Raw genomic sequence first — 18,614 nt, forward strand, 5'->3', positions numbered from 1 at the left:
TGCACCCTGGAGAGTCCACCCTGAGCCTCTCTCAGGGGCCATCGAATCACCCCATACCCGGCATTACGGTTAGGCGATGTGACCGCCCTCCACCTCCCGGCCAGGCCCCGCCGCCTGCCCTGGTCTGCCCGTACGTGGCTCGACACCCTGCACGCGGTGACCGGGCTGCCGCTCGCGCTGCCCGCCTTCGCCGGGACGTTGCTGCACGCCCTCCTGGCGCTGACCCTGAGCTGGACCGTGTACCCGGCCAGGGCCGTCCTGGGGCGGTTGTCGGCCCGCACGCACGTCTACACCCACCGCCAGCGCGGCCGCTTCGCCGCCTTCCTCGGCGTGGACCTGCCCGCCCCCGCCCTGGAGCCGGGCCGCTTCGCCTGGCGCAAGGCCGAGACCTGGCGGCTGTCGCTCTACCACCTGCTGGTCGCCCCGCTGGTCGGGCTGGCCGGCAGCCTCGCGGTCACCGGGGCCTGGGCGGGCGGCCTGGTGATGGCCACCTCCGCGTTGTGGAGCCCGCAGCCACGCCGCACGCTGCTGGAGCTGACCCCGGCCGGGATCGTCCTGCTCGTGCTCGCGCCGTGGATCGCGCACCTCGTCGTCCGCCTGGACGTACTGCTGGCCCGCCGCCTGTTCGGCCCCACCCTGAGCGAGCAGCTCAGCGTCAAGGTGGAGAGCCTGACGGTCAGCCGCGCCGAGGTGGTCGCCGCCGCCGACGCCGAACGCCGGCGCATCGAGCGCGACCTGCACGACGGCGCCCAGCAACGCCTGGTCTCCCTGGCCATGAACCTGGGCATGGCCCGCGCCCAGTTCACCGACCTGCCGGAACCGGTGGCCCAGGCCATCGCCGCGGCCCACGAGGAGGCCAAGCAGGCGGTCAAGGAACTGCGCGACCTGGTCCGCGGGCTGCACCCGGCGATCCTGGAGGAGCAGGGCCTCGACGCGGCCCTGTCCGGCCTCGCCGCCCGCGTCCCCCTCCCCGTACGGCTCAGCGTCGCCGTCGAGCGCCGCGCGAGCCCCGCGATCGAGGCCGTCGCCTTCTTCGTCGTCTCCGAGGCGCTCACCAACATCGTCAAGCACGCCGAGGCCGCCCGGGCCGCCATCGAGGTGGTCGGCACCGCCGAGCGCCTGCGGCTGACCATCACCGACGACGGCAAGGGCGGCGCCCGGCCCGGCGCGGGCAGCGGCCTGCGGGGTCTCGCGCAACGGGTGGGCTCCGTGGATGGGATCCTCGACATCGACAGCCCCCCAGGGGGACCGACCACCATCACCGTGGAGCTGCCATGCGCGTAGTGCTCGCCGAAGACTCCGTCCTGCTGCGCGAGGGACTGGTCCGGCTGCTCGGCTCGGCGGGCATCGAGGTCGTGGCGGCGGTGGCCGACGCCGAGGAACTGCTGCGCGCCGTCGACGAGCACGAGCCGGACCTGGTCGTCACCGACGTGCGGATGCCGCCCACCCACACCGACGAGGGGCTGCGTGCCGCGCTGGTCCTGCGCCAGCAGCGGCCCGGGCTGGCCGTCCTGGTGCTCTCGCAGTACGTGGAGGAGCGCTACGCCACCCAGTTGCTGGCCACCGCGACCGCCCGGGTCGGTTACCTGCTCAAGGACCGCGTCGCCGACGTGACCGAGTTCCTGGAGGCGTTGCAGCGCGTGGCCTCCGGCGGCACCGCGCTCGACCCCGAGGTCGTCGCCCAGCTCCTCATCCGGGGCAACAGCGGCCCGCTCGACCGGCTGACCCCGCGCGAGATCGACGTGCTGCGGCTGATGGCCGAGGGGCGGGCCAACTCCGGCATCGCCACCACCCTGGTGATCAGCGAGAGCGCGGTGGCCAAGCACATCAACAACATCTTCACCAAGCTCGACCTCAGCTCCGACGGCATGGACCACCGCCGCGTGCTGGCCGTGCTGCGCTTCCTGGAGTCCGGCAGGTGATCTCCCGAGGCAGGTGGCTGGGCTGGGGCGCCTTCGCCACGGCGGTGGCCCTCCTGCTCGGCTGCTTCGCCGGCTGGCTGTGGCTGGAGCGGCCCCCCGAACAGACCCTCCGCAGCACCGCGACCTACCGGTCCGAAGGTCAGGCGCTGACCCTCGACACCTCCGCCGGGCACGGCCGGGTCGAGATCGCCGCCGGGCGGCCCGGCGAGATCCGGGTCGAGCGGACGCTGGCCTGGGACCGGGCCCGGCCCCAGGCGAGCCAGACCTGGCGGGACGGCGTGCTGTCGGTCGCCGTCGGCTGCCCGCGCACCGGCCTGGTCTCGCTGCCCGCCCGCTGCGCCGCCGACTACCGCATCTGGGTGCCGCCGGAACTGGCCGTACGGGCGCGGGTCGGCGACGGCGACCTGACGGTCACCGGGCTGCGGGGCGCGCTGCACCTCACCGTGCCGCGAGGCGACGTGGCGCTGAGCGAGATCTCGGGGCCGACGGTCGCGCGGGTGGGGGAGGGCAGCCTGGTCGCGCTCGGGGTGCGCTCGCCCACGGTCGAGGTGCACGGCGACGAGGGGCTGCTGTCGCTGGCGTTCGCCTCGGTGCCGCAGCGGGTGGAGGCGGTGCTCGGCCAGGGCTCGCTCTCGGTGGACCTGCCGGACGAGGGGCTCTACCGGGTCGAGGGCGGGGTCGTCGAGGGCAGCGAGCGCATCGACGTGGCCATCCGCGAGGCCGCGCCGAGCATGGTGATCGCCCGGGTCACCGAGGGCAGCCTGGACATCGGCTGACCGGACGACGGGGGCCTGTGGCAAAGCCGACCCCGGGAAGAGGCGTGCCGGCGAAGGCGTTATCGTCATAGTGACGAAAGGACGCCCATGATTCCCCTGAAGCTCACGGCGCCCGCCCCCGGCTGGACCGTCTCCGCCGACGTCGTGGTCGTCGGATCCGGCGTCGCCGGCCTCACCGTGGCGTTGCGCCGGGCCGAGCTGGACCCGGCGGCCAAGGTGCTCGTGGTCACCAAGGACGTGCTCTCCGCCGGCTCCACCCGCTGGGCCCAGGGCGGGATCGCGGCCGTCCTCGACCCGGCCGACAGCCCGGCGGAGCACCTGGAGGACACCCTCGTCGCGGGGGTCGGCCTGTGCGACACGCGTGCCGTACGGGCGCTGGTGACCGAGGGCCCGGACGCCCTGCGGCGGCTGATCGACCGGGGCGCGCGCTTCGACCGCGACGGCTCCGGGGAACTGCAGCTCACCCGCGAGGGCGGCCACCGCCGCAACCGCATCGTGCACGCCGGCGGCGACGCCACCGGCGCCGAGGTGCAGCGGGCGCTGATCGAGGCCGTGCGCGCCCACCCGGCGATCCGCGTCATCGAGCACGCGCTCGTCCTCGACCTGCTCAAGGACGCCGCCGGCCGGACCGCCGGCGTGACGCTGCACGTGATGGGCGAGGGCACGCACGACGGCGTGGGCGCGGTGCACGCGCGGGCGGTCGTGCTGGCCACCGGCGGCATGGGCCAGGTCTACTCGGCCACCACCAACCCGGTCGTCTCCACCGGCGACGGCGTCGCGCTGGCCTTGCGCGCCGGCGCGGTCGTGCGCGATCTGGAGTTCGTGCAGTTCCACCCGACCGTGCTCTGGCTCGGCCCCGACGCCACCGGCCAGCAGCCGCTGATCTCCGAGGCGGTGCGCGGCGAGGGCGCCCACCTGATCAACGAGGCCGGCGAGCGCTTCACCGACGAACTGCAGCCGCGTGACGTGGTCGCCAAGGCCATCATGCGCGAGCCGGGCCAGGTCTACCTGGACGGCCGCCACTTCGGCGAGCGGATGTGGCGCGAGCGCTTCCCGACCATCTACGCCGCCTGCCGCGAGCACGGGTTCGACCCGGTCACCGAGCCGGTCCCGGTCATGCCCGCCGCCCACTACGCCTCCGGCGGCGTCCGCACCGACCTGCGCGGCCGCACCTCCATCCCCGGCCTGTACGCCTGCGGCGAGGTCGCCTGCACCGGCGTGCACGGCGCCAACCGGCTGGCCTCCAACTCCCTGCTCGAAGGGCTGGTCTTCGCCGAGCGCATCGCCACCGACCTGCACACCGTACGGCAGGCGCCCGGCGAGGTCGTCGCGGACGAGGCCCCCGGCGGCCTGGTCGACCCGCGCGCCCGCACCAGGATCCAGGCGCACATGAGCCGAGGCGCCGGCGTGCTCCGCTCGGCCGACACCCTGCGCGGGACCGCCAAGGCCCTGGCCGACGCCCTGTGGACCCCGGTCGCGGTCCGCCCCGGCGTCGAGTCGTGGGAGGCGAGCAACCTGCTCACCGTGGCCACCGCCCTGGTCACCGCCGCCCGCCTGCGCGAGGAGACCCGCGGCTCGCACTGGCGCGAGGACCACCCCGGCCGCGACGACGCCGACTGGCTGGGACACATCGACATCGAGCTGACCCGGGAGGGTTTCCGGATGACCTACACCCCGCACACGCTGCCCGAGCCGCTCGTCGCCGAGCTGTCGGCCGCCGGGCTCGACCCGGCCGAGGTGCAGGAGGTGATCGACCGGGCCATCGACGAGGACCTCCAGGCCGAAGGCGACGTCACCACTCTGGCCACCATCCCGGACGACCGGCGCGACGTCGCCGAGGTGGTCGCCCGCGCCGACGGCGTCGTCGCCGGTCTGGCCGTGGCCGAGGCGGTCTTCGCACGCTTCGGCCTCGGCCGCTTCGAACGCCTGGCCAAGGACGGCGAGCAGGTGCGCGCGGGCGACGTGCTGCTGCGCGTCGAGGGACCGGTCCGCACCCTGCTGACCGCCGAGCGCACCGCGCTCAACCTGCTCACCCACCTGTCCGGCATCGCCACCCAGACCGGGCACTGGGTCGAGGCCCTCGCGGGCACCAAGGCTCGCGTGCGCGACAGCCGCAAGACCCTGCCGGGACTGCGGGCGCTGGAGAAGTACGCGGTGCGGGCCGGCGGCGGCACCAACCACCGGATGTCGTTGTCCGACGCCGCGCTGATCAAGGACAATCACGTGGTGGCGGCGGGCGGAGTGGCCGAGGCGTTCCGCGCGGTGCGCGAGCGCTACCCCGAGCTGCCCATCGAGGTCGAGGTCGACCGGATCGACCAGATCGAGCCGGTCCTGGCCGAGGGGGCGGCGGAGATCCTGCTGGACAACTTCACCGTCGAGGACCTGGCGCGAGCCGTACGGATCGTCAACGGCAGGGCACGCCTCGAAGCGAGTGGCGGACTCACCTTGGAAACCGCCAGGGATGTGGCGGAAACTGGCGTGGACTACCTTGCGGTGGGAGCGCTCACGCATTCGGCACCGGCGCTCGACATCGCTCTGGACCTACGGGGGCATTAGTGCTGCTCACGATCGACGTCGGCAACACCCACACCGTGCTCGGCCTGTTCGAGGGCGAGGAGGTCATCGAGCACTGGCGGCTGGCCACCGACGCCCGCCGTACCGCCGACGAGATCGCCGTGGTGCTGCAGGGGCTGCTGACCCAGTCGCCCCTGCTGAAACACGCTGACATCTCCGGGATCGCCATCTGCTCGACGGTCCCGAGCGTGCTGAACGAGATGCGGGAGATGTGCCGCCGCTACTACGGCGACGTCACGGCCGTGATCGTGGAGCCGGGCGTGCGCACCGGCGTGCCGGTGCGCATGGACAACCCCAAGGAGGTCGGCAGCGACCGCGTGGTCAACGCGCTGGCCGCCATCGACCAGTACGGCGGGCCGTGCATCATCGTCGACTTCGGCACCGCCACGTCCTTCGACGCGGTCTCGGCCAAGGGCGAGTACGTGGGCGCGGTCACGGCCCCGGGCATCGAGATCTCGGTGGACGCGCTGGCCGCGGCGGGCGCCCAGCTGCACAAGGTGGAACTGGTCCGGCCGCGGTCCGTGCTGGCCAAGAACACCGTGGAGGCGCTCCAGGCCGGGATCATCTACGGGTTCGCCGGCCAGGTGGACGGCATCGTCGAGCGGATGGCCGCCGAGTTGTCGCCCGACGACCCCGACGAGGTCACCGTGGTCGCCACCGGCAGCGGGGCCGCGCTCGTGACGAGCGAGGCCCGCTCTATCGACGTGCACGAGCCGTGGCTGACGCTGATCGGCCTGCGGCTCATCTACAAGCGGAACACCATGTGAGCCGGCGGCGTCACATCTGCTCGTAGGAGTACACGTACTGCCAGTGCTTGGTGCACTTGGTGACGTACTGGCCGTGCTTGTCGGTCTGGCAGACCTTCACGCGCAGCGCCCGCACGTCGTCCTCCTGGAAGGAGTACCACTTGAAGCCGGGGTAGCCGCAGTGCTTCCTGGTGTAGACGGTCTCCCACTCGTGGGAGGCGTCGCCGAAGTAGTTGGCCTGGAACTTCACGTACGCGCACAGGCCGCCGTGGCGGTACTTGCGCGGGTCGAGGTCGTAGAGCCGGCCGCTGACGGTGGTGCTGTTGGTGTCGCCGTAGTCCTGCCAGTCGACCTTGACGTGGCCGAAGGACTTGGCCAGGCCGTTCTTCGACCAGACCGCCCCCCAGTCGTCGTGGTAGACCGGCGGGGTGGTGGTGGCGGCCACAGCGGTGGTCGCGCTCGCCGCGGCGGGGACGGTGGCGGCCAGGGCGGTGGCGGCGGCGGCCGCGAGCAGCCCGGTGGCGATCTTCTTGATCATCATCTCTCCTTGGGCCCTCCCTGAGCCGGCGCCCTGCCGATCCCCCCTGAGCCCTGTGATCCTTTGATAACGGAGAGTGCTTTCAAGGATCATTCAGGAGACTGACCAACTCTTGCAGTTCGCTAGTCTTGGATGTCGTGGAACTTCCTGAGCAGATGCGTATCCGGCGGGAGAAGCTCGACCGCCTCCGGAGTGAAGGTGTCGACCCGTACCCGGTCAACTTCCCGCGTACCGTCACCAACGCCGAGCTCAAGGAGAAATACACCGACCTGCCGCCCGACACCGCCACCGGCGACCGGGTGGGCGTGGTCGGCCGGGTCATGCTCAGCCGCGTGGGCGGCAAGCTCTGCTTCGCCACCCTGCGCGACGGCAGCGCCGACCTCCAGGTCATGATCTCCCTCGACCGGGTCGGCGAGGAGTCTCTGGCCGCCTGGAAGCGCGACGTCGACCTGGGCGACCACGTCGGCATCGAGGGCGAGGTCATCACCTCCCGCCGCGGCGAGCTGTCCATCCTGGCCGACACCTGGCAGATCACCTCCAAGTGCCTGCGCCCGCTCCCGGAGAAGCACACCGGCCTCACCGACCCCGAGGCCCGCGTCCGGCAGCGCTACGTCGACCTCATCGTCAACGACGAGGCGCGCAAGATGGCCCACATCCGCAGCGCCACCGTGCGCGCGGTGCGTGACTTCTGGCACGAGGAGGGCTACCTCGAGGTCGAGACGCCGATGCTCCAGCCGATCCACGGCGGCGCGGCGGCGCGTCCGTTCAAGACGCACATCAACGCCTACGACATGGAGCTCTACCTCCGCATCGCGATCGAGCTCTACCTCAAGCGGCTCGTGGTCGGCGGCATCGAGAAGGTCTTCGAGATCAACCGCAACTTCCGCAACGAGGGCGCGGACTCCACGCACAACCCCGAGTTCACCATGCTCGAGGCCTACGGCACCTACCTCGACTACAACGACATGGCCGACCTGACCCAGCGGATGTACCAGAAGGCCGTCGTGGCCGCCCTGGACACCACCGTGGTCAACCACGACGGCGTCGAGATCGACCTGGGGCTCAAGCAGTGGCCGCGGATCACGCTCTACGGCTCGGTCTCCGAGGCGCTCGGCGAGGAGATCACCACCGAGACCTCCCTGGAGCACGTGCGCAAGCTCGCCGACCGGCGCGAGATCCACTGGGACCCGAAGTGGGGCCAGGGCAAGCTGGTCCAGGAGATCTTCGAGGCGCTGGTCGAGCACACGCTGATCCAGCCGACGTTCGTCATGGACTACCCGGTGGAGACCTCGCCGCTGACCCGGCAGCACCGCGACAACCCGCTGCTCACCGAGAAGTGGGACCTCATCGGTTTCGGCACCGAGCTCGGCACCGCCTACTCGGAGCTGATCGACCCGATCGAGCAGCGCCGCCGGCTCACCGAGCAGTCGCTGCTGGCCGCCGGGGGCGACCTCGAGGCGATGCAGCTTGACGAGGACTTCCTGGCCGCCCTGGAATACGCCATGCCGCCGACCGGGGGCATGGGGGCGGGCATCGACCGGATGATCATGGCGTTCACCGGCAAGAACATCCGCGAGACCATCCTCTTCCCGCTGGTCAAGCCCACGCACTGACCCGTTCGCCCGACAGCCGGTACGGCCTGCCGTACCGGCTGTTGTCATGTCGGCGGTCATGACCGGACCGGGGGCCGGCGCCGCCGCGGCAGGCGGGATACGGGCCGGGCGGGAATCCGGGATCGGCTGGGTCGAAACCCGGAGGGGCCGAGGCGCTCATCGCGACCGCACAGACGCCGACATATCGTGAGTAGTTCACATTGTGTGGATCATGTCAATGGCGCTGGTCAAGTGGGGGGATCGGCGACCTTGACGACCTTTCCGGAATGCGTTTACGGTTTCGTCGGGCGAGACGCCGCCGAGGGCTTCTGCTGTGGGGGGAGGCTACGGATGGATTTACTCACCGAAGGCGTTGAGTTGAGCCGCGCTGATCTGGCTCTGCTCGCCGAACTGGCCAAGGGAGTGACCGTGGACAGGGTGGGGCGAAGGCTCGACGTCAGCGGCCGGACCGTACGGCGCCGGCTGCGGGTGATCTGCGACCGTATCGGGGTGGCGACCGCGATCGAGGCGGTCGCCTGGGCGGCGCGTCGCCAGCTCATCTGATCCGACGACCGGGCTCGCGGTGGACCGGTCCGCTCGGCTCGGCCGGCTCAGCCGTCGATGCAGTCGGCTCGGTCGGCTCAGTCGGCTCGGTCGGCTCAGTCGGCGATGCGGACCGCGCCCGCCCACGGGCGGTTGCCGATCGGCGCCAGCCGTACCACGTCGCCCGTCTGCGGCGCGTGCACCATCATGCCGCCGCCCACGTAGATGCCCACGTGGTGCAGGTCGTTGTAGAAGAAGACCAGGTCGCCCGGGCGCAGCTCCTCGCGGGAGATGTGCCGGCCGGCGGTCCACTGGTCGCCGGTGTAGTGCGGCAGGCTGATGCCGACCTGCTGGTAGGCGGCCATCACCAGGCCGGAGCAGTCGTAGGAGTTGGGCCCCTCGGCGCCCCAGACGTACGGCTTGAGCTGCTGGGTGAGCGCCCAGCGGGCGGCCTCGGCGGCCTTGCCCTGGCCGATGATCGGCAGGTCCACCCGGGTCGCGCGGCCCCGCGAGCCGGCCTGGCCCAGGGCGCGGCGGTAGATGGCGCTCTCGACCTTGGCGACCAGCTTGGTGATCTTCCCGCGGCGCTCCTCGAGGTCGGCGACCAGCGCCTTGACCTCCTTGATCTGCGCCGAGGCGGTCCGCTCGGCCTCCTCCGCGGCGGCGATGGCCACGGAGACCTCCTTGAGCTGGTTGCTGTGCTGCTCCTCGATCGCGGAGGTGGTGGCGACGTTGTCGAGGAAGAGCCCGGGGTCGCCCGACTGGGTGAAGGCCCAGGTGCGCTCCAGGCCGCCGGAGATGTAGGAGCTCTGTGCCAGGGAGGCGGCTCGCGCCCGCTTGCCGGCGAGGTCCTGCTGGCGGGTGGAGAGCGTCTTCTGCGCCGCCGCGGCGGTCTTCTCGGCCGTCTTCAGCTTGACGCGCTGCCCGTTGAACTGCTCGCTGAGCTGACCGATCTCGGTGTGCATCTTCTCCGCCCGCGCGGCCAGCTCCTTGAGGCTGGGCTCGGGGTCGGCGGTGGCGGGGCCGAGCGGGAGGGCGAGGCTGAGCGCCGCCAGCGCGGTCGCGACGACGGCGAAACGTCTCCTGCGTTCCGGAGGGCGGGCGTCGCCCGCGGTCTTCTCCCCACGGTCGCGCGTGCGCTTCACCAACCAGCCACCTCTCCTGTTCGGGCGCCGACCGGGTTAGCTGCCGGGTTCGGGCCGGAGTAGCCCTACCAGGCCGAAGACCTGGATTCACCCCCGCGCTCCCGGGGAGGGAGCGCTGTGGTTCCCCGGTTCCCCCGACGAGGGGATTGGGCGCACCCCTTCGCGGGATCTCGAAGGGATATCGACGCTGGACACTAGTGCACGATCAGTTCGTGCTCAACCAGAACTGCCAATTCCGTTGAGGTTTGGCATCCGAAGGATCACGGGCGGATCACGTGCTTGCGGCCATAGTCGGGCATTTTGCGGGGTTTACGGTGGTTTGGTGCGTTCGTGAGCCTGGGGGCGGGAGGGACCGCTCCAAACGTTCGCCACAGGATCATGCCCGGGATACGGCCCAGCCGTAAAGGCGTCGGTACGCTGAAGGGTCATGGAGCAGGTCGCCGAGCCCGTGCTGCACAAGAGGCAGATCACCGTCCGTCGTGCCAGGACCGCCGATGTCCGGACGATCAAGATGCTCGTCGACACCTATGCCGGAGCCGGGCCCCGATTGCTGGAGAAGGCCACCGTCACGCTCTATGAGGACGTGCAGGAATTCTGGGTCGCCGAACATGACGGAAAAGTCGTGGGATGCGGCGCGTTGCATGTCCTGTGGGAGGATCTCGCGGAAATCCGTACGGTCGCGGTGGATCCCGATCATCGTGGACTCGGCGTAGGCCACAAGATCGTGTCAGCGCTCATCGGAACCGCAGTGGAACTGGGTCTGCGCAGGGTCTTCTGCCTGACCTTCGAGGTCGACTTCTTCGCCGGGCACGGATTCCGCCCGATACAGGGAACGCCCGTCTCGCCCGAGGTCTATGCCGAGCTCCTGGCCTCGTATGACGAGGGTGTGGCGGAGTTTCTCGACCTCGAACACGTCAAGCCCAACACCCTCGGTAACACGCGCATGCTGCTGCATCTCGCGGCTAATGACTCGGCTGTTGACCGAGTGGAAAGGTGATTGTTGATACCTATGCCGATACCTTGGGCAGCAGCAAGCATGTGTCCTGACATGTGCCACATGCGAACTCGAAGTGAGGTGACACGGTGAGCACCGGACAGCCGCCGTATCCACAGGATGATCCCGGTGAGAACGACAAGCCCCGGGCTCCCGAATACGGACAGCAGTACCCGGGCCGTGCCCCGGGTGAGGCCGACCCCGACGTGACGGTCGTGGGGTATCGCACTGACGGCGATCCCTACGGTCAGCAGGGGTACGGCCAGCAACAGCCATACGGCCAGCAGCAGGGCTACGGCCAGCAGCCTGGTTACGGTCAGCAGCAGCCTGGCTATGGCCAGCAGGCCCAGCCCGACTACGGCCAGCAGGCCGCTTCGGGTCAGCAGGGTTACGGTCAGCAGCCCGGCTACGGGCAGCAGCCGTCGGGCCAGCAGGGTTACGGCCAGCCCGCCTCGGGTCAGCAGGGGTACGGCCAGCAGGCCCAGTCCCAGCCCGGTTACGGCCAGCAGCCCGGTTACGGCCAGCAGCCCGGCTACGGGCAGCAGGCTCAGCCCGACTACGGCCAGCAGGCCGCTTCGGGTCAGCAGGGGTACGGCCAGCAGGCCCAGTCCCAGCCCGGTTACGGCCAGCAGCCCGGCTACGGCCAGCAGGCCCAGTCAGGCTCCGGCCAGCAGCCCGGTCAGCCGGGTTACGGCCAGCAGCCCTCGGGCCAGCAGTACGGCGCCTCCGGCCAGCAGGGCTACGGACAGCAGTCCCAGCCCGGCTACGGCCAGCAGCCCGACTACGGCCAGGCCGCGGGTCAGCAGGGATACGGCCAGCAGTCCCAGCCGGGTTACGGGCAGCAGCCCACCTCCGGCCAGCAGGCCTACGGCCAGCCCGCCTCGGGTCAGCAGCCCGACTACGGCCAGCAGGGCTACGGCGCCCAGCAGCCCTACGGCTCGCCCGGCACCCAGCCCGGCTACGCCCAGCCGCAGTACGGCGCCCAGCAGCCCGGCTACGGTCAGCAGTACGGCGGGGCACAGCAGCCCGCCTACGGCCAGCAGCAGGGCTACGGCGCCACGCCGTACGGCCAGCCGGGCTACGGCCAGCCCGTCGGCCTCCAGCCGCCCGGCGCCCCGGCGCCCCTGGCGGAGTGGTGGCAGCGCCTGGTCGCCCGAATCGTCGACGGTCTCATCTTCGGTGCGATCGCCGGCATCCTGAACGCCCTGTTCATCGCGGTGCTGATCACCTCGTCGAACGCCTGGACGGGCAGCTCCTCGGGATTCCTGAGTGCCACCATCGGCTCGCTGATCCTCTGGATCCTCATCGGCGCGCTGTACATCGGCTACGAGTTCTTCATGACCAAGGCCAAGGGGCAGACCCTCGGCAAGATGGTCATGGGGATCAAGATCGTCCCGGTGGGCCAGGCCATGCCTCCGGGCGGGCTCGCCTCCGACGTCGCGCTCAAGCGGGCCGGCGTCACCTGGGGCGGTTACGCGCTCTACGGACTTCCGATCGTCGGTTTCGCCGGGCCGATCCTGGTCCTGGTGAACGCGCTCGCGCAGTTCTGGAACAAGCCGCTCGCGCAGACCTACGCCGACAAGTTCGTGAACACCGTCGTGGTGAAGGTCAAGTAAGGCCGACCGAACAAAACAGGGGCCGGCTTCCCGCCGGCCCCTGTTTCGTACCCGCTCGCCGTACCAAACTGTGAGATATAGCCCTCCGTCCCGGAGAGGTGAGCGCATATGGCGCCCCCGCCGCCTGAGACCAGAGTGATGCCCGCCGAATGGTGGGAACGCTTCACCGCGCGACTCATTGAGGCGCTGGTCTTCGGCGTCCTGTATTACATTCTGTCCCTTCTGCTCTGGCTGTTCTTCCGGTCTGTCGGGTTGCTGGAGGCGTGGGAGGGCCGGCTGCCGGGGTTGTGCGCGTGGGCGGCGGCCGGCGCGGCGTATACCTGGTACGACTGGAGGGCGCTTTCGGGCCGCGGTCGCACCTTCGGCAAAGCGATCATGAGGATTCGGGTCCAAGGGCAGGGCGGGGCCTTAGGGAAACGCTCGCTCCTCTATCCTGGGCTCGCCATGGCGATGGGGATTCCCGTGGTGAATCTCCTCGCCGGAATGCTCGCGTTCGCCGTGGGTCTGTTCATCTTGATCGACAAGCCGCTACAGCGTGGTCCGCACGACAGGCTCGCTGGCACCTGTGTGGTCAAAGACCCTCGATGACGTGGGAAGCGACACATTTCCGGAAATTTCGCATGATCCGGTAAGAAGTCTGGCCGGACTGGCATTAGGCTGAGTACGCAGTGCCCGTGAACCCGAAGGGGAGACGGGGCGCTGGTCACGCTAGGGTCGGGTACGTGTCCGGCGGCGCGTGGTCGCGCCGCTCGTCCGTGGTGTTGCTCGTGCATAAAGCGCACCCAGTGGAGTCGAGGACGAATGCAAGCTGTAACAGACGTATTGGCAGCCCTGCTTCCCCCGGCGGTCGTGGCCGCCGCCTTCATCTATGGGGTCGTGAAGCTCGTCAAGTCGGAGGCCGCCGCCACCCGCGGGCAAACCGCCGCCGATGGGGCCGAGAAGCAGAACTGATCCGCCGCCTCCAGAATCACGCGGGCGCTGAATTGTGTCCGCGCCTTTCCGGGTATATGTTTGGGCAGGCGAATGCAGTAATACTCCGGAAAGGAATGCGTAGATGGCCAAGCAGATCCAGGAGATTCTCATCGATGACCTCGACGGAGGCGAGGCCAATGAGACGGTCGGCTTCGCTATTGACGGCATCTCCTATGAGATTGACCTCAGCGAGGGAAACGCCAAGAAGCTGAGGGACGCGCTGTCGCCTTTCGTGCAGTCGGCGCGGAAGTCGGGCAGCGGCGTCGCACGCCGTCGTGGCGGCCGTGGGAGCTCCCGTCAGATGACCCGCGAGCAGAGCTCTGAGATTCGCGCCTGGGCCAAGAGCCGCGGACTGAACGTCAGCGAGCGCGGTCGCATCGCGAAGACGATTGTGGACGAGTACGAGCGGGCTCACTAGCGGACGACCATGCGCTTATGACGATCGCCTAGAACCCCGGCGGATGCCATAAGCGCATGATCGCGGGTGGATCCGGTTTATTGGACGTTTCTCCGGCGTGTTTGATCACGCCGTGCCGCTCTGCCGTACCCTCGGGTACGGGAGGGGCGGGTGTTCGCCGTCGGCGATCGGCGGGCGCGCTACATTAGGCCTGGCACGGCCTGTGGATCTCGTGATGTTTCTCCGGATCCAGCTAAACATCGTTCGCTTGCGGCGTATCGGGAACACACCACCCTCAGATGGTAGTTGGATGGAGGGTGAACGCCCTGCTCTCGGGGAACGTTCTCTGCTATAGAGCGGCAGAGGGCGCACCTGGAAGCCTGGGCTGGCATGCGGGATGACGGGACCGGCTAGTTGCCGGCCTGGCTGACCGCTCTGTGAGGAGCGACGAGATGTTCGAGAGGTTCACCGACCGAGCGAGGCGAGTTGTCGTCTTGGCCCAAGAAGAGGCCAGGATGCTCAACCACAACTACATCGGTACTGAGCACATTCTTCTTGGTTTGATCCACGAAGGTGAGGGCGTTGCCGCCAAGGCTCTGGAGAGCCTGGGCATCAGCCTCGAGGGTGTGCGTCAGCAGGTCGAGGAGATCATCGGCCAGGGCCAGTCGGCTCCGTCGGGGCACATTCCTTTCACCCCGCGGGCCAAGAAGGTCCTCGAGCTGTCGCTCCGTGAGGCTTTGCAACTGGGCCACAACTACATCGGCACCGAGCACATCCTGCTCGGGCTCATCCGCGAGGGTGAAGGTGTGGCGGCCCAGGTGCTCGTGAAGCTTGGAGCCGATCTCAACCGCGTGAGGCAGCAGGTCATCCAGCTCCTCCACGGTTACCAGGGCAAGGAGCCGGCCGCGGCCGGCGGTCCGCAGGAGTCCGCTCCGTCGACCTCCCTGGTGCTCGACCAGTTCGGCCGAAACCTGACCCAGGCTGCCCGCGAGGGCAAGCTCGACCCGGTCATCGGCCGCGAGAAGGAGATCGAGCGGGTCATGCAGGTCCTCTCCCGGAGGACCAAGAACAACCCGGTTCTGATCGGCGAGCCCGGCGTCGGCAAGACCGCCGTCGTCGAGGGGCTCTCCCAGAAGATCGTCAAGGGTGAGGTGCCCGAGACGCTGAAGGACAAGCAGCTCTACACGCTTGACCTCGGTGCTCTCGTCGCGGGCTCCCGTTACCGCGGTGACTTCGAAGAGCGCCTGAAGAAGGTGCTCAAGGAGATCCGCACGCGCGGCGACATCATCCTGTTCATCGACGAGCTGCACACGCTCGTCGGCGCGGGCGCCGCCGAGGGCGCGATCGACGCCGCCAGCATCCTCAAGCCGATGCTGGCCCGCGGCGAGCTGCAGACCATCGGTGCGACCACGCTGGACGAGTACCGCAAGTACCTCGAGAAGGACGCCGCCCTGGAGCGGCGCTTCCAGCCGATCCAGGTGGCCGAGCCCTCGCTCAGCCACACGATCGAGATCCTCAAGGGCCTGCGCGACCGCTACGAGGCGCACCACCGCGTGTCCATCACCGATGGCGCGCTGGTCGCCGCCGCGCAGCTCGCCGACCGCTACATCAGCGACCGGTACCTCCCGGACAAGGCGATCGACCTCATCGACGAGGCCGGTTCGCGGATGCGCATCCGCCGGATGACCGCGCCGCCGGACCTGCGCGAGTACGACGAGAAGATCGCGAAGGTCCGCCGGGACAAGGAGTCCGCGATCGACGCGCAGGACTTCGAGAAGGCCGCCGCCCTCCGCGACCAGGAGAAGCAGCTCCAGCTCAAGCGCGAGCGCCGCGAGCGGGAGTGGAAGGCCGGCGACATGGACGTCGTGGCCGAGGTCACCGAGGAGCTCATCGCCGAGGTGCTCGCGACCGCCACCGGCATCCCGGTCTTCAAGCTGACCGAGGAGGAGTCGCAGCGCCTGCTCCGCATGGAGGACGAGCTGCACAAGCGGATCATCGGCCAGGACGACGCCATCAAGGGTCTGTCCCGTTCGATCCGCCGGACCCGCGCCGGTCTGAAGGACCCGCGTCGCCCGGGTGGCTCGTTCATCTTCGCCGGCCCCTCGGGTGTCGGTAAGACCGAGCTGTCCAAGGCGCTGGCGGAGTTCCTCTTCGGCGACGAGGACGCGCTGATCTCGCTGGACATGTCCGAGTTCATGGAGAAGCACACCGTCTCCAGGCTGTTCGGCTCCCCGCCCGGCTACGTCGGGTACGAGGAGGGCGGCCAGCTCACCGAGAAGGTGCGGCGTAAGCCGTTCTCCGTGGTCCTCTTCGACGAGATCGAGAAGGCCCACCCGGACATCTTCAACTCGCTGCTGCAGATCCTGGAGGACGGTCGCCTGACCGACGCCCAGGGTCGCGTGGTGGACTTCAAGAACACGGTCATCATCATGACCACCAACCTCGGCACCCGGGACATCTCCAAGGGCATCGGGGTCGGGTTCTCGAAGGCCAACGACTCCGAGTCGAACTACGAGCGGATGAAGGCGAAGGTCCAGGAGGAGCTCAAGCAGCACTTCCGGCCCGAGTTCCTCAACCGTGTCGACGACATCGTGGTCTTCCACCAGCTCACGCCGAAGGAGATCATCCAGATCGTCGATCTGATGCTCGCCCAGGTGTCGGACCGGTTGAAGGACCGCGACATGGGTCTGGAGGTCTCGCCCGAGGCCAAGCAGCTCCTGGCCGACCGTGGTTACGACCCGGTCATGGGCGCCCGTCCGCTCCGCCGCACCATCCAGCGTGAGCTGGAGGACTCGCTGTCGGAGAAGATCCTGTACGGCGAGATCCGTCCGGGCCAGGTCATCAAGGTGACCATCGAGGGCGAGGGCGAGGAGGCCAAGTTCGTCTACACCGGCGAGCAGGCCCCGGCCCAGGTCCCCGACTCGGCGGCCTCGATCGCGGAGCCGATCCAGCAGAACTGACCGTTCTGCTCGTTCTGAGCGAAGGCCCCCTGCTCCGGCAGGGGGCCTTTTCTCATGCCACCTTCGAGCCGGACGCCTTCCAGACGTTGCAGGAGGCGGGGCTTCATGAAGGCCGCGCTCAGGCAGTCCGAACGTCGCTAGGTAAATCCCCGGATGGTCGTGGGCGCACGGGATTGAGATTGTTGGCCGGATCGGCTATCTCGCCACCGGAAGTAGTACTACACTGCGTAGAGCAAGCTCCGCCAAGTCTCGGACAAGTATCTCACAAGAGCACGCGCCTATGGTGGGGCGTCCTCCCCGGGGAGTAGTAAGCAGTCAACCCAGGGCGGACGCGAAGGTCGCCCTCGAGCCGGGATGCTCGATGCGGGCGAGAACGTCAACAGTCAAAGCCGTGGAGGAATTCGATGCGCCTGCGTCACGAGGACGGAACGCTCGTTCACCTGGCCTACAACGCCGGCGTTCACCCCGCGGAAGACCTGGAGAACCTGATCGCGCACCTGACCAGGTACGCGGTGCCGGTGCGCAAGCGGCTGGGCGTGGAGCGGATGGGCATCGGGCTGTGGTTGTCGCCCGGCGTGGCCGACCACCTGACCGCCGACCGGATCGAGCTGGTACGGCTGCGCCGGTCGCTGGAGGAGCGCGGGTTGGAGGTCGTGAGCCTGAACGGCACCGGCGGGCGCAACCAGGAGGTGCCGGGTCCCGACTGGGCCAAGCCGGAGCGCTACCGCTACACGATGGCTCTGGCCAAGATCCTGGCGTTCCTGCTGCCGGAGGACGTGCGGTTCGGGAGCATCTCCACCATCCCGATCGGCTGGCGGCGCGACTGGCCGGCCGACCTGCACACGATCGCGACGCGCCGGCTGGAGCGGCTGGCCCGCGAGCTGCGCGGCATCTACAGCGTGACCGGCAAGACGATCCGCGTCGGGTTCGAGCCGTGGCCGGGCTGCGTGCTGGAGACCACCGAGCAGGCGCTGGAGCGGGTCGGCGACATCGACTCCGACCACCTGGGTGTATGCCTGGACGCCTGCCATCTGGCCTGTGGCGACACGGAGCAGTCGGGTGAGGCCCTGCGTGGCCTGGCGCTGGCCGGAGCCCCTGTGGTCAAACTGGGGCACGTGCACAACCACACCAACGAATCGCCCGACACCGGGGCGGTGCTGCACGACACGCTCAACGCGATCCTGTCGGGCGCGGTGAACGGCACCGCGCACATCGAGGTCGAGACGCACAACCTGGCCGTGCCGCTCAAGGCCAAGGGGCCGGGCGCGCTGGTGTCGATGCTGGCCGAGGAACTCGACTGGGCCCGCACCAGCTTGACCGGCCTCGGCCTGCAGCTCGCGGCCTGACCTGCGTGTCCCCGGTCAGGTGCTGAACCAGCCGGGGACGTCCAGGCGCCAGGGGTCGGCGGGGGTGACCTTGCGCAGGTCGCTCTCCAGGGCGCGCAGGCGCTCCTCGCCCAGGGTCTCGGCCCAGCCCGCGCGGAGCCGGTCGAAGATCTCCGCCGAGCGCCGCAACGCGTCCCAGCCCCGCTCGCTGATCCGGGCGATCTTCTTCCGGCTGTCCTGCGGGTCGCGCGCGCTCACCACGTAGCCGAGCCGCTCCAGCGTCTCGATCGTCTTGCCCGCGGCCTGCTTCGACACGCCCAGGGTGCGTCCGAGCTCGACCGCGGTGCAGCCCGACCCGCCGATCGCCTGCAGCACGAAGCCGTGCATGGGCCGCAGGTCCGGATGCCCCTGCCGGCCCAGCTCGGCGTGGAGCTCGTCGATGAGCATCCGGAATCCGAGGAAGAGACGGAGTGGCAGCTCGAATCCCGGGGGATCGCTTGACATGATAGACAAC

At 69.4% G+C, this 18,614-nt stretch carries 16 protein-coding genes and 1 riboswitch; of the genes, 13 read left to right on the top strand and 3 right to left on the bottom strand.

The genetic code is table 11. The features are described from left to right. The first annotated feature begins 78 nt into the window (after window positions 1-78). The 5 genes from ACIBG7_RS17870 (at window position 79) to ACIBG7_RS17890 (ending at window position 6,039) form a co-directional block, all read left to right on the top strand. A complete protein-coding gene (locus ACIBG7_RS17870) occupies window positions 79-1,284 on the top strand; it encodes a histidine kinase (RefSeq protein ID WP_357929326.1) in 1,206 nt (401 codons plus the stop codon). Then, window positions 1,275-1,922 carry a response regulator transcription factor gene (locus ACIBG7_RS17875; RefSeq protein ID WP_357929325.1) on the top strand — a complete coding sequence of 216 codons (648 nt, stop codon included), beginning with the start codon at window positions 1,275-1,277 and terminating at the stop codon, window positions 1,920-1,922. Before ACIBG7_RS17870 ends, ACIBG7_RS17875 begins: the two co-directional genes overlap by 10 nt. After that, on the top strand, window positions 1,919-2,698 hold the full coding sequence (locus ACIBG7_RS17880; RefSeq protein ID WP_397336895.1) for a hypothetical protein: 780 nt from the start codon (window positions 1,919-1,921) through the stop codon (window positions 2,696-2,698). The genes ACIBG7_RS17875 and ACIBG7_RS17880 overlap by 4 nt, the downstream gene beginning before the upstream one ends. Window positions 2,699-2,785: 87 nt before the next feature. Then, window positions 2,786-5,254, top strand: a complete 2,469-nt coding sequence (locus tag ACIBG7_RS17885) for an L-aspartate oxidase (protein ID WP_397336896.1) — start codon at window positions 2,786-2,788, stop codon at window positions 5,252-5,254. Further along, window positions 5,254-6,039 carry a type III pantothenate kinase gene (locus tag ACIBG7_RS17890; protein ID WP_357929315.1) on the top strand — a complete coding sequence of 262 codons (786 nt, stop codon included), beginning with the start codon at window positions 5,254-5,256 and terminating at the stop codon, window positions 6,037-6,039. Before ACIBG7_RS17885 ends, ACIBG7_RS17890 begins: the two co-directional genes overlap by 1 nt. A gap of 10 nt (window positions 6,040-6,049) precedes the next feature. Here the strand turns inward: ACIBG7_RS17890 and ACIBG7_RS17895 are convergent, their stop codons facing one another. Continuing rightward, window positions 6,050-6,559 (bottom strand): hypothetical protein, encoded by a 510-nt coding sequence (locus ACIBG7_RS17895; protein ID WP_357929313.1) that lies wholly within the window; start codon window positions 6,557-6,559, stop codon window positions 6,050-6,052. 134 nt (window positions 6,560-6,693) lie between these two features. Here ACIBG7_RS17895 and lysX point away from each other — a divergent pair, with 134 nt between their 5' ends. Both lysX and ACIBG7_RS17905 read left to right on the top strand, forming a co-directional pair. Beyond that, window positions 6,694-8,169 (top strand): bifunctional lysylphosphatidylglycerol synthetase/lysine--tRNA ligase LysX, encoded by a 1,476-nt coding sequence (gene lysX / locus ACIBG7_RS17900; protein ID WP_397336897.1) that lies wholly within the window; start codon window positions 6,694-6,696, stop codon window positions 8,167-8,169. A 357-nt stretch (window positions 8,170-8,526) separates the two neighbouring features. Beyond that, the gene (locus ACIBG7_RS17905; protein WP_357929308.1) at window positions 8,527-8,712 is read left to right on the top strand and encodes a LuxR C-terminal-related transcriptional regulator; all 186 of its coding nucleotides are present in this window, start codon (window positions 8,527-8,529) and stop codon (window positions 8,710-8,712) included. A 95-nt stretch (window positions 8,713-8,807) separates the two neighbouring features. Here the strand turns inward: ACIBG7_RS17905 and ACIBG7_RS17910 are convergent, their stop codons facing one another. Further along, complete coding sequence (locus tag ACIBG7_RS17910) at window positions 8,808-9,836, bottom strand: C40 family peptidase (RefSeq protein WP_357929305.1); 1,029 nt, start codon at window positions 9,834-9,836, stop codon at window positions 8,808-8,810. Window positions 9,837-9,845: 9 nt separating this feature from the next. Further along, window positions 9,846-9,999, bottom strand: a riboswitch (cyclic di-AMP (ydaO/yuaA leader). A gap of 264 nt (window positions 10,000-10,263) precedes the next feature. Between ACIBG7_RS17910 and ACIBG7_RS17915 the strand changes: the two genes are divergently transcribed. From ACIBG7_RS17915 to ACIBG7_RS17940, 6 genes are all read left to right on the top strand, one after another. Continuing rightward, the gene (locus ACIBG7_RS17915) at window positions 10,264-10,833 is read left to right on the top strand and encodes an amino-acid N-acetyltransferase (protein ID WP_357929303.1); all 570 of its coding nucleotides are present in this window, start codon (window positions 10,264-10,266) and stop codon (window positions 10,831-10,833) included. Window positions 10,834-10,919: 86 nt separating this feature from the next. Further along, a complete protein-coding gene (locus ACIBG7_RS17920; protein ID WP_397336898.1) occupies window positions 10,920-12,446 on the top strand; it encodes an RDD family protein in 1,527 nt (508 codons plus the stop codon). A 138-nt stretch (window positions 12,447-12,584) separates the two neighbouring features. Beyond that, window positions 12,585-13,034, top strand: a complete 450-nt coding sequence (locus tag ACIBG7_RS17925) for an RDD family protein (protein ID WP_357929297.1) — start codon at window positions 12,585-12,587, stop codon at window positions 13,032-13,034. A gap of 466 nt (window positions 13,035-13,500) precedes the next feature. Further along, a complete protein-coding gene (locus ACIBG7_RS17930; protein ID WP_357929291.1) occupies window positions 13,501-13,836 on the top strand; it encodes an Lsr2 family protein in 336 nt (111 codons plus the stop codon). Between the two features lie 431 nt (window positions 13,837-14,267). Then, window positions 14,268-16,775 carry an ATP-dependent Clp protease ATP-binding subunit gene (locus tag ACIBG7_RS17935; RefSeq protein WP_357929288.1) on the top strand — a complete coding sequence of 836 codons (2,508 nt, stop codon included), beginning with the start codon at window positions 14,268-14,270 and terminating at the stop codon, window positions 16,773-16,775. Window positions 16,776-17,179: 404 nt separating this feature from the next. Beyond that, a complete protein-coding gene (locus ACIBG7_RS17940) occupies window positions 17,180-18,121 on the top strand; it encodes a TIM barrel protein (RefSeq protein WP_357929283.1) in 942 nt (313 codons plus the stop codon). A 15-nt stretch (window positions 18,122-18,136) separates the two neighbouring features. On the opposite strand, the gene ACIBG7_RS17945 is transcribed toward ACIBG7_RS17940, so the two are convergent. Continuing rightward, window positions 18,137-18,604, bottom strand: a complete 468-nt coding sequence (locus ACIBG7_RS17945; RefSeq protein WP_397336899.1) for a MarR family winged helix-turn-helix transcriptional regulator — start codon at window positions 18,602-18,604, stop codon at window positions 18,137-18,139. Between the last annotated feature and the right edge of the window lie 10 nt (window positions 18,605-18,614).

It is taken from the genome of Nonomuraea sp. NPDC050328 (assembly GCF_044459405.1).
In the GTDB taxonomy this organism is placed as follows: Bacteria; Actinomycetota; Actinomycetes; order Streptosporangiales; family Streptosporangiaceae; genus Nonomuraea.

Excerpts from the sequence above, each read along its gene's own strand:
- ACIBG7_RS17935 (WP_357929288.1), top strand. The coding sequence starts at position 14,268 with ATGTTCGAGAGGTTCACCGACCGAGCGAGGCGAGTTGTCGTCTTGGCC.
- ACIBG7_RS17925 (WP_357929297.1), top strand. The coding sequence starts at position 12,585 with ATGCCCGCCGAATGGTGGGAACGCTTCACCGCGCGACTCATTGAGGCG.
- ACIBG7_RS17885 (WP_397336896.1), top strand. The coding sequence starts at position 2,786 with ATGATTCCCCTGAAGCTCACGGCGCCCGCCCCCGGCTGGACCGTCTCC.
- ACIBG7_RS17945 (WP_397336899.1), bottom strand. The coding sequence starts at position 18,604 with ATGTCAAGCGATCCCCCGGGATTCGAGCTGCCACTCCGTCTCTTCCTC.
- ACIBG7_RS17875 (WP_357929325.1), top strand. The coding sequence starts at position 1,275 with ATGCGCGTAGTGCTCGCCGAAGACTCCGTCCTGCTGCGCGAGGGACTG.
- ACIBG7_RS17930 (WP_357929291.1), top strand. The coding sequence starts at position 13,501 with ATGGCCAAGCAGATCCAGGAGATTCTCATCGATGACCTCGACGGAGGC.
- ACIBG7_RS17940 (WP_357929283.1), top strand. The coding sequence starts at position 17,180 with ATGCGCCTGCGTCACGAGGACGGAACGCTCGTTCACCTGGCCTACAAC.
- ACIBG7_RS17915 (WP_357929303.1), top strand. The coding sequence starts at position 10,264 with ATGGAGCAGGTCGCCGAGCCCGTGCTGCACAAGAGGCAGATCACCGTC.
- ACIBG7_RS17895 (WP_357929313.1), bottom strand. The coding sequence starts at position 6,559 with ATGATGATCAAGAAGATCGCCACCGGGCTGCTCGCGGCCGCCGCCGCC.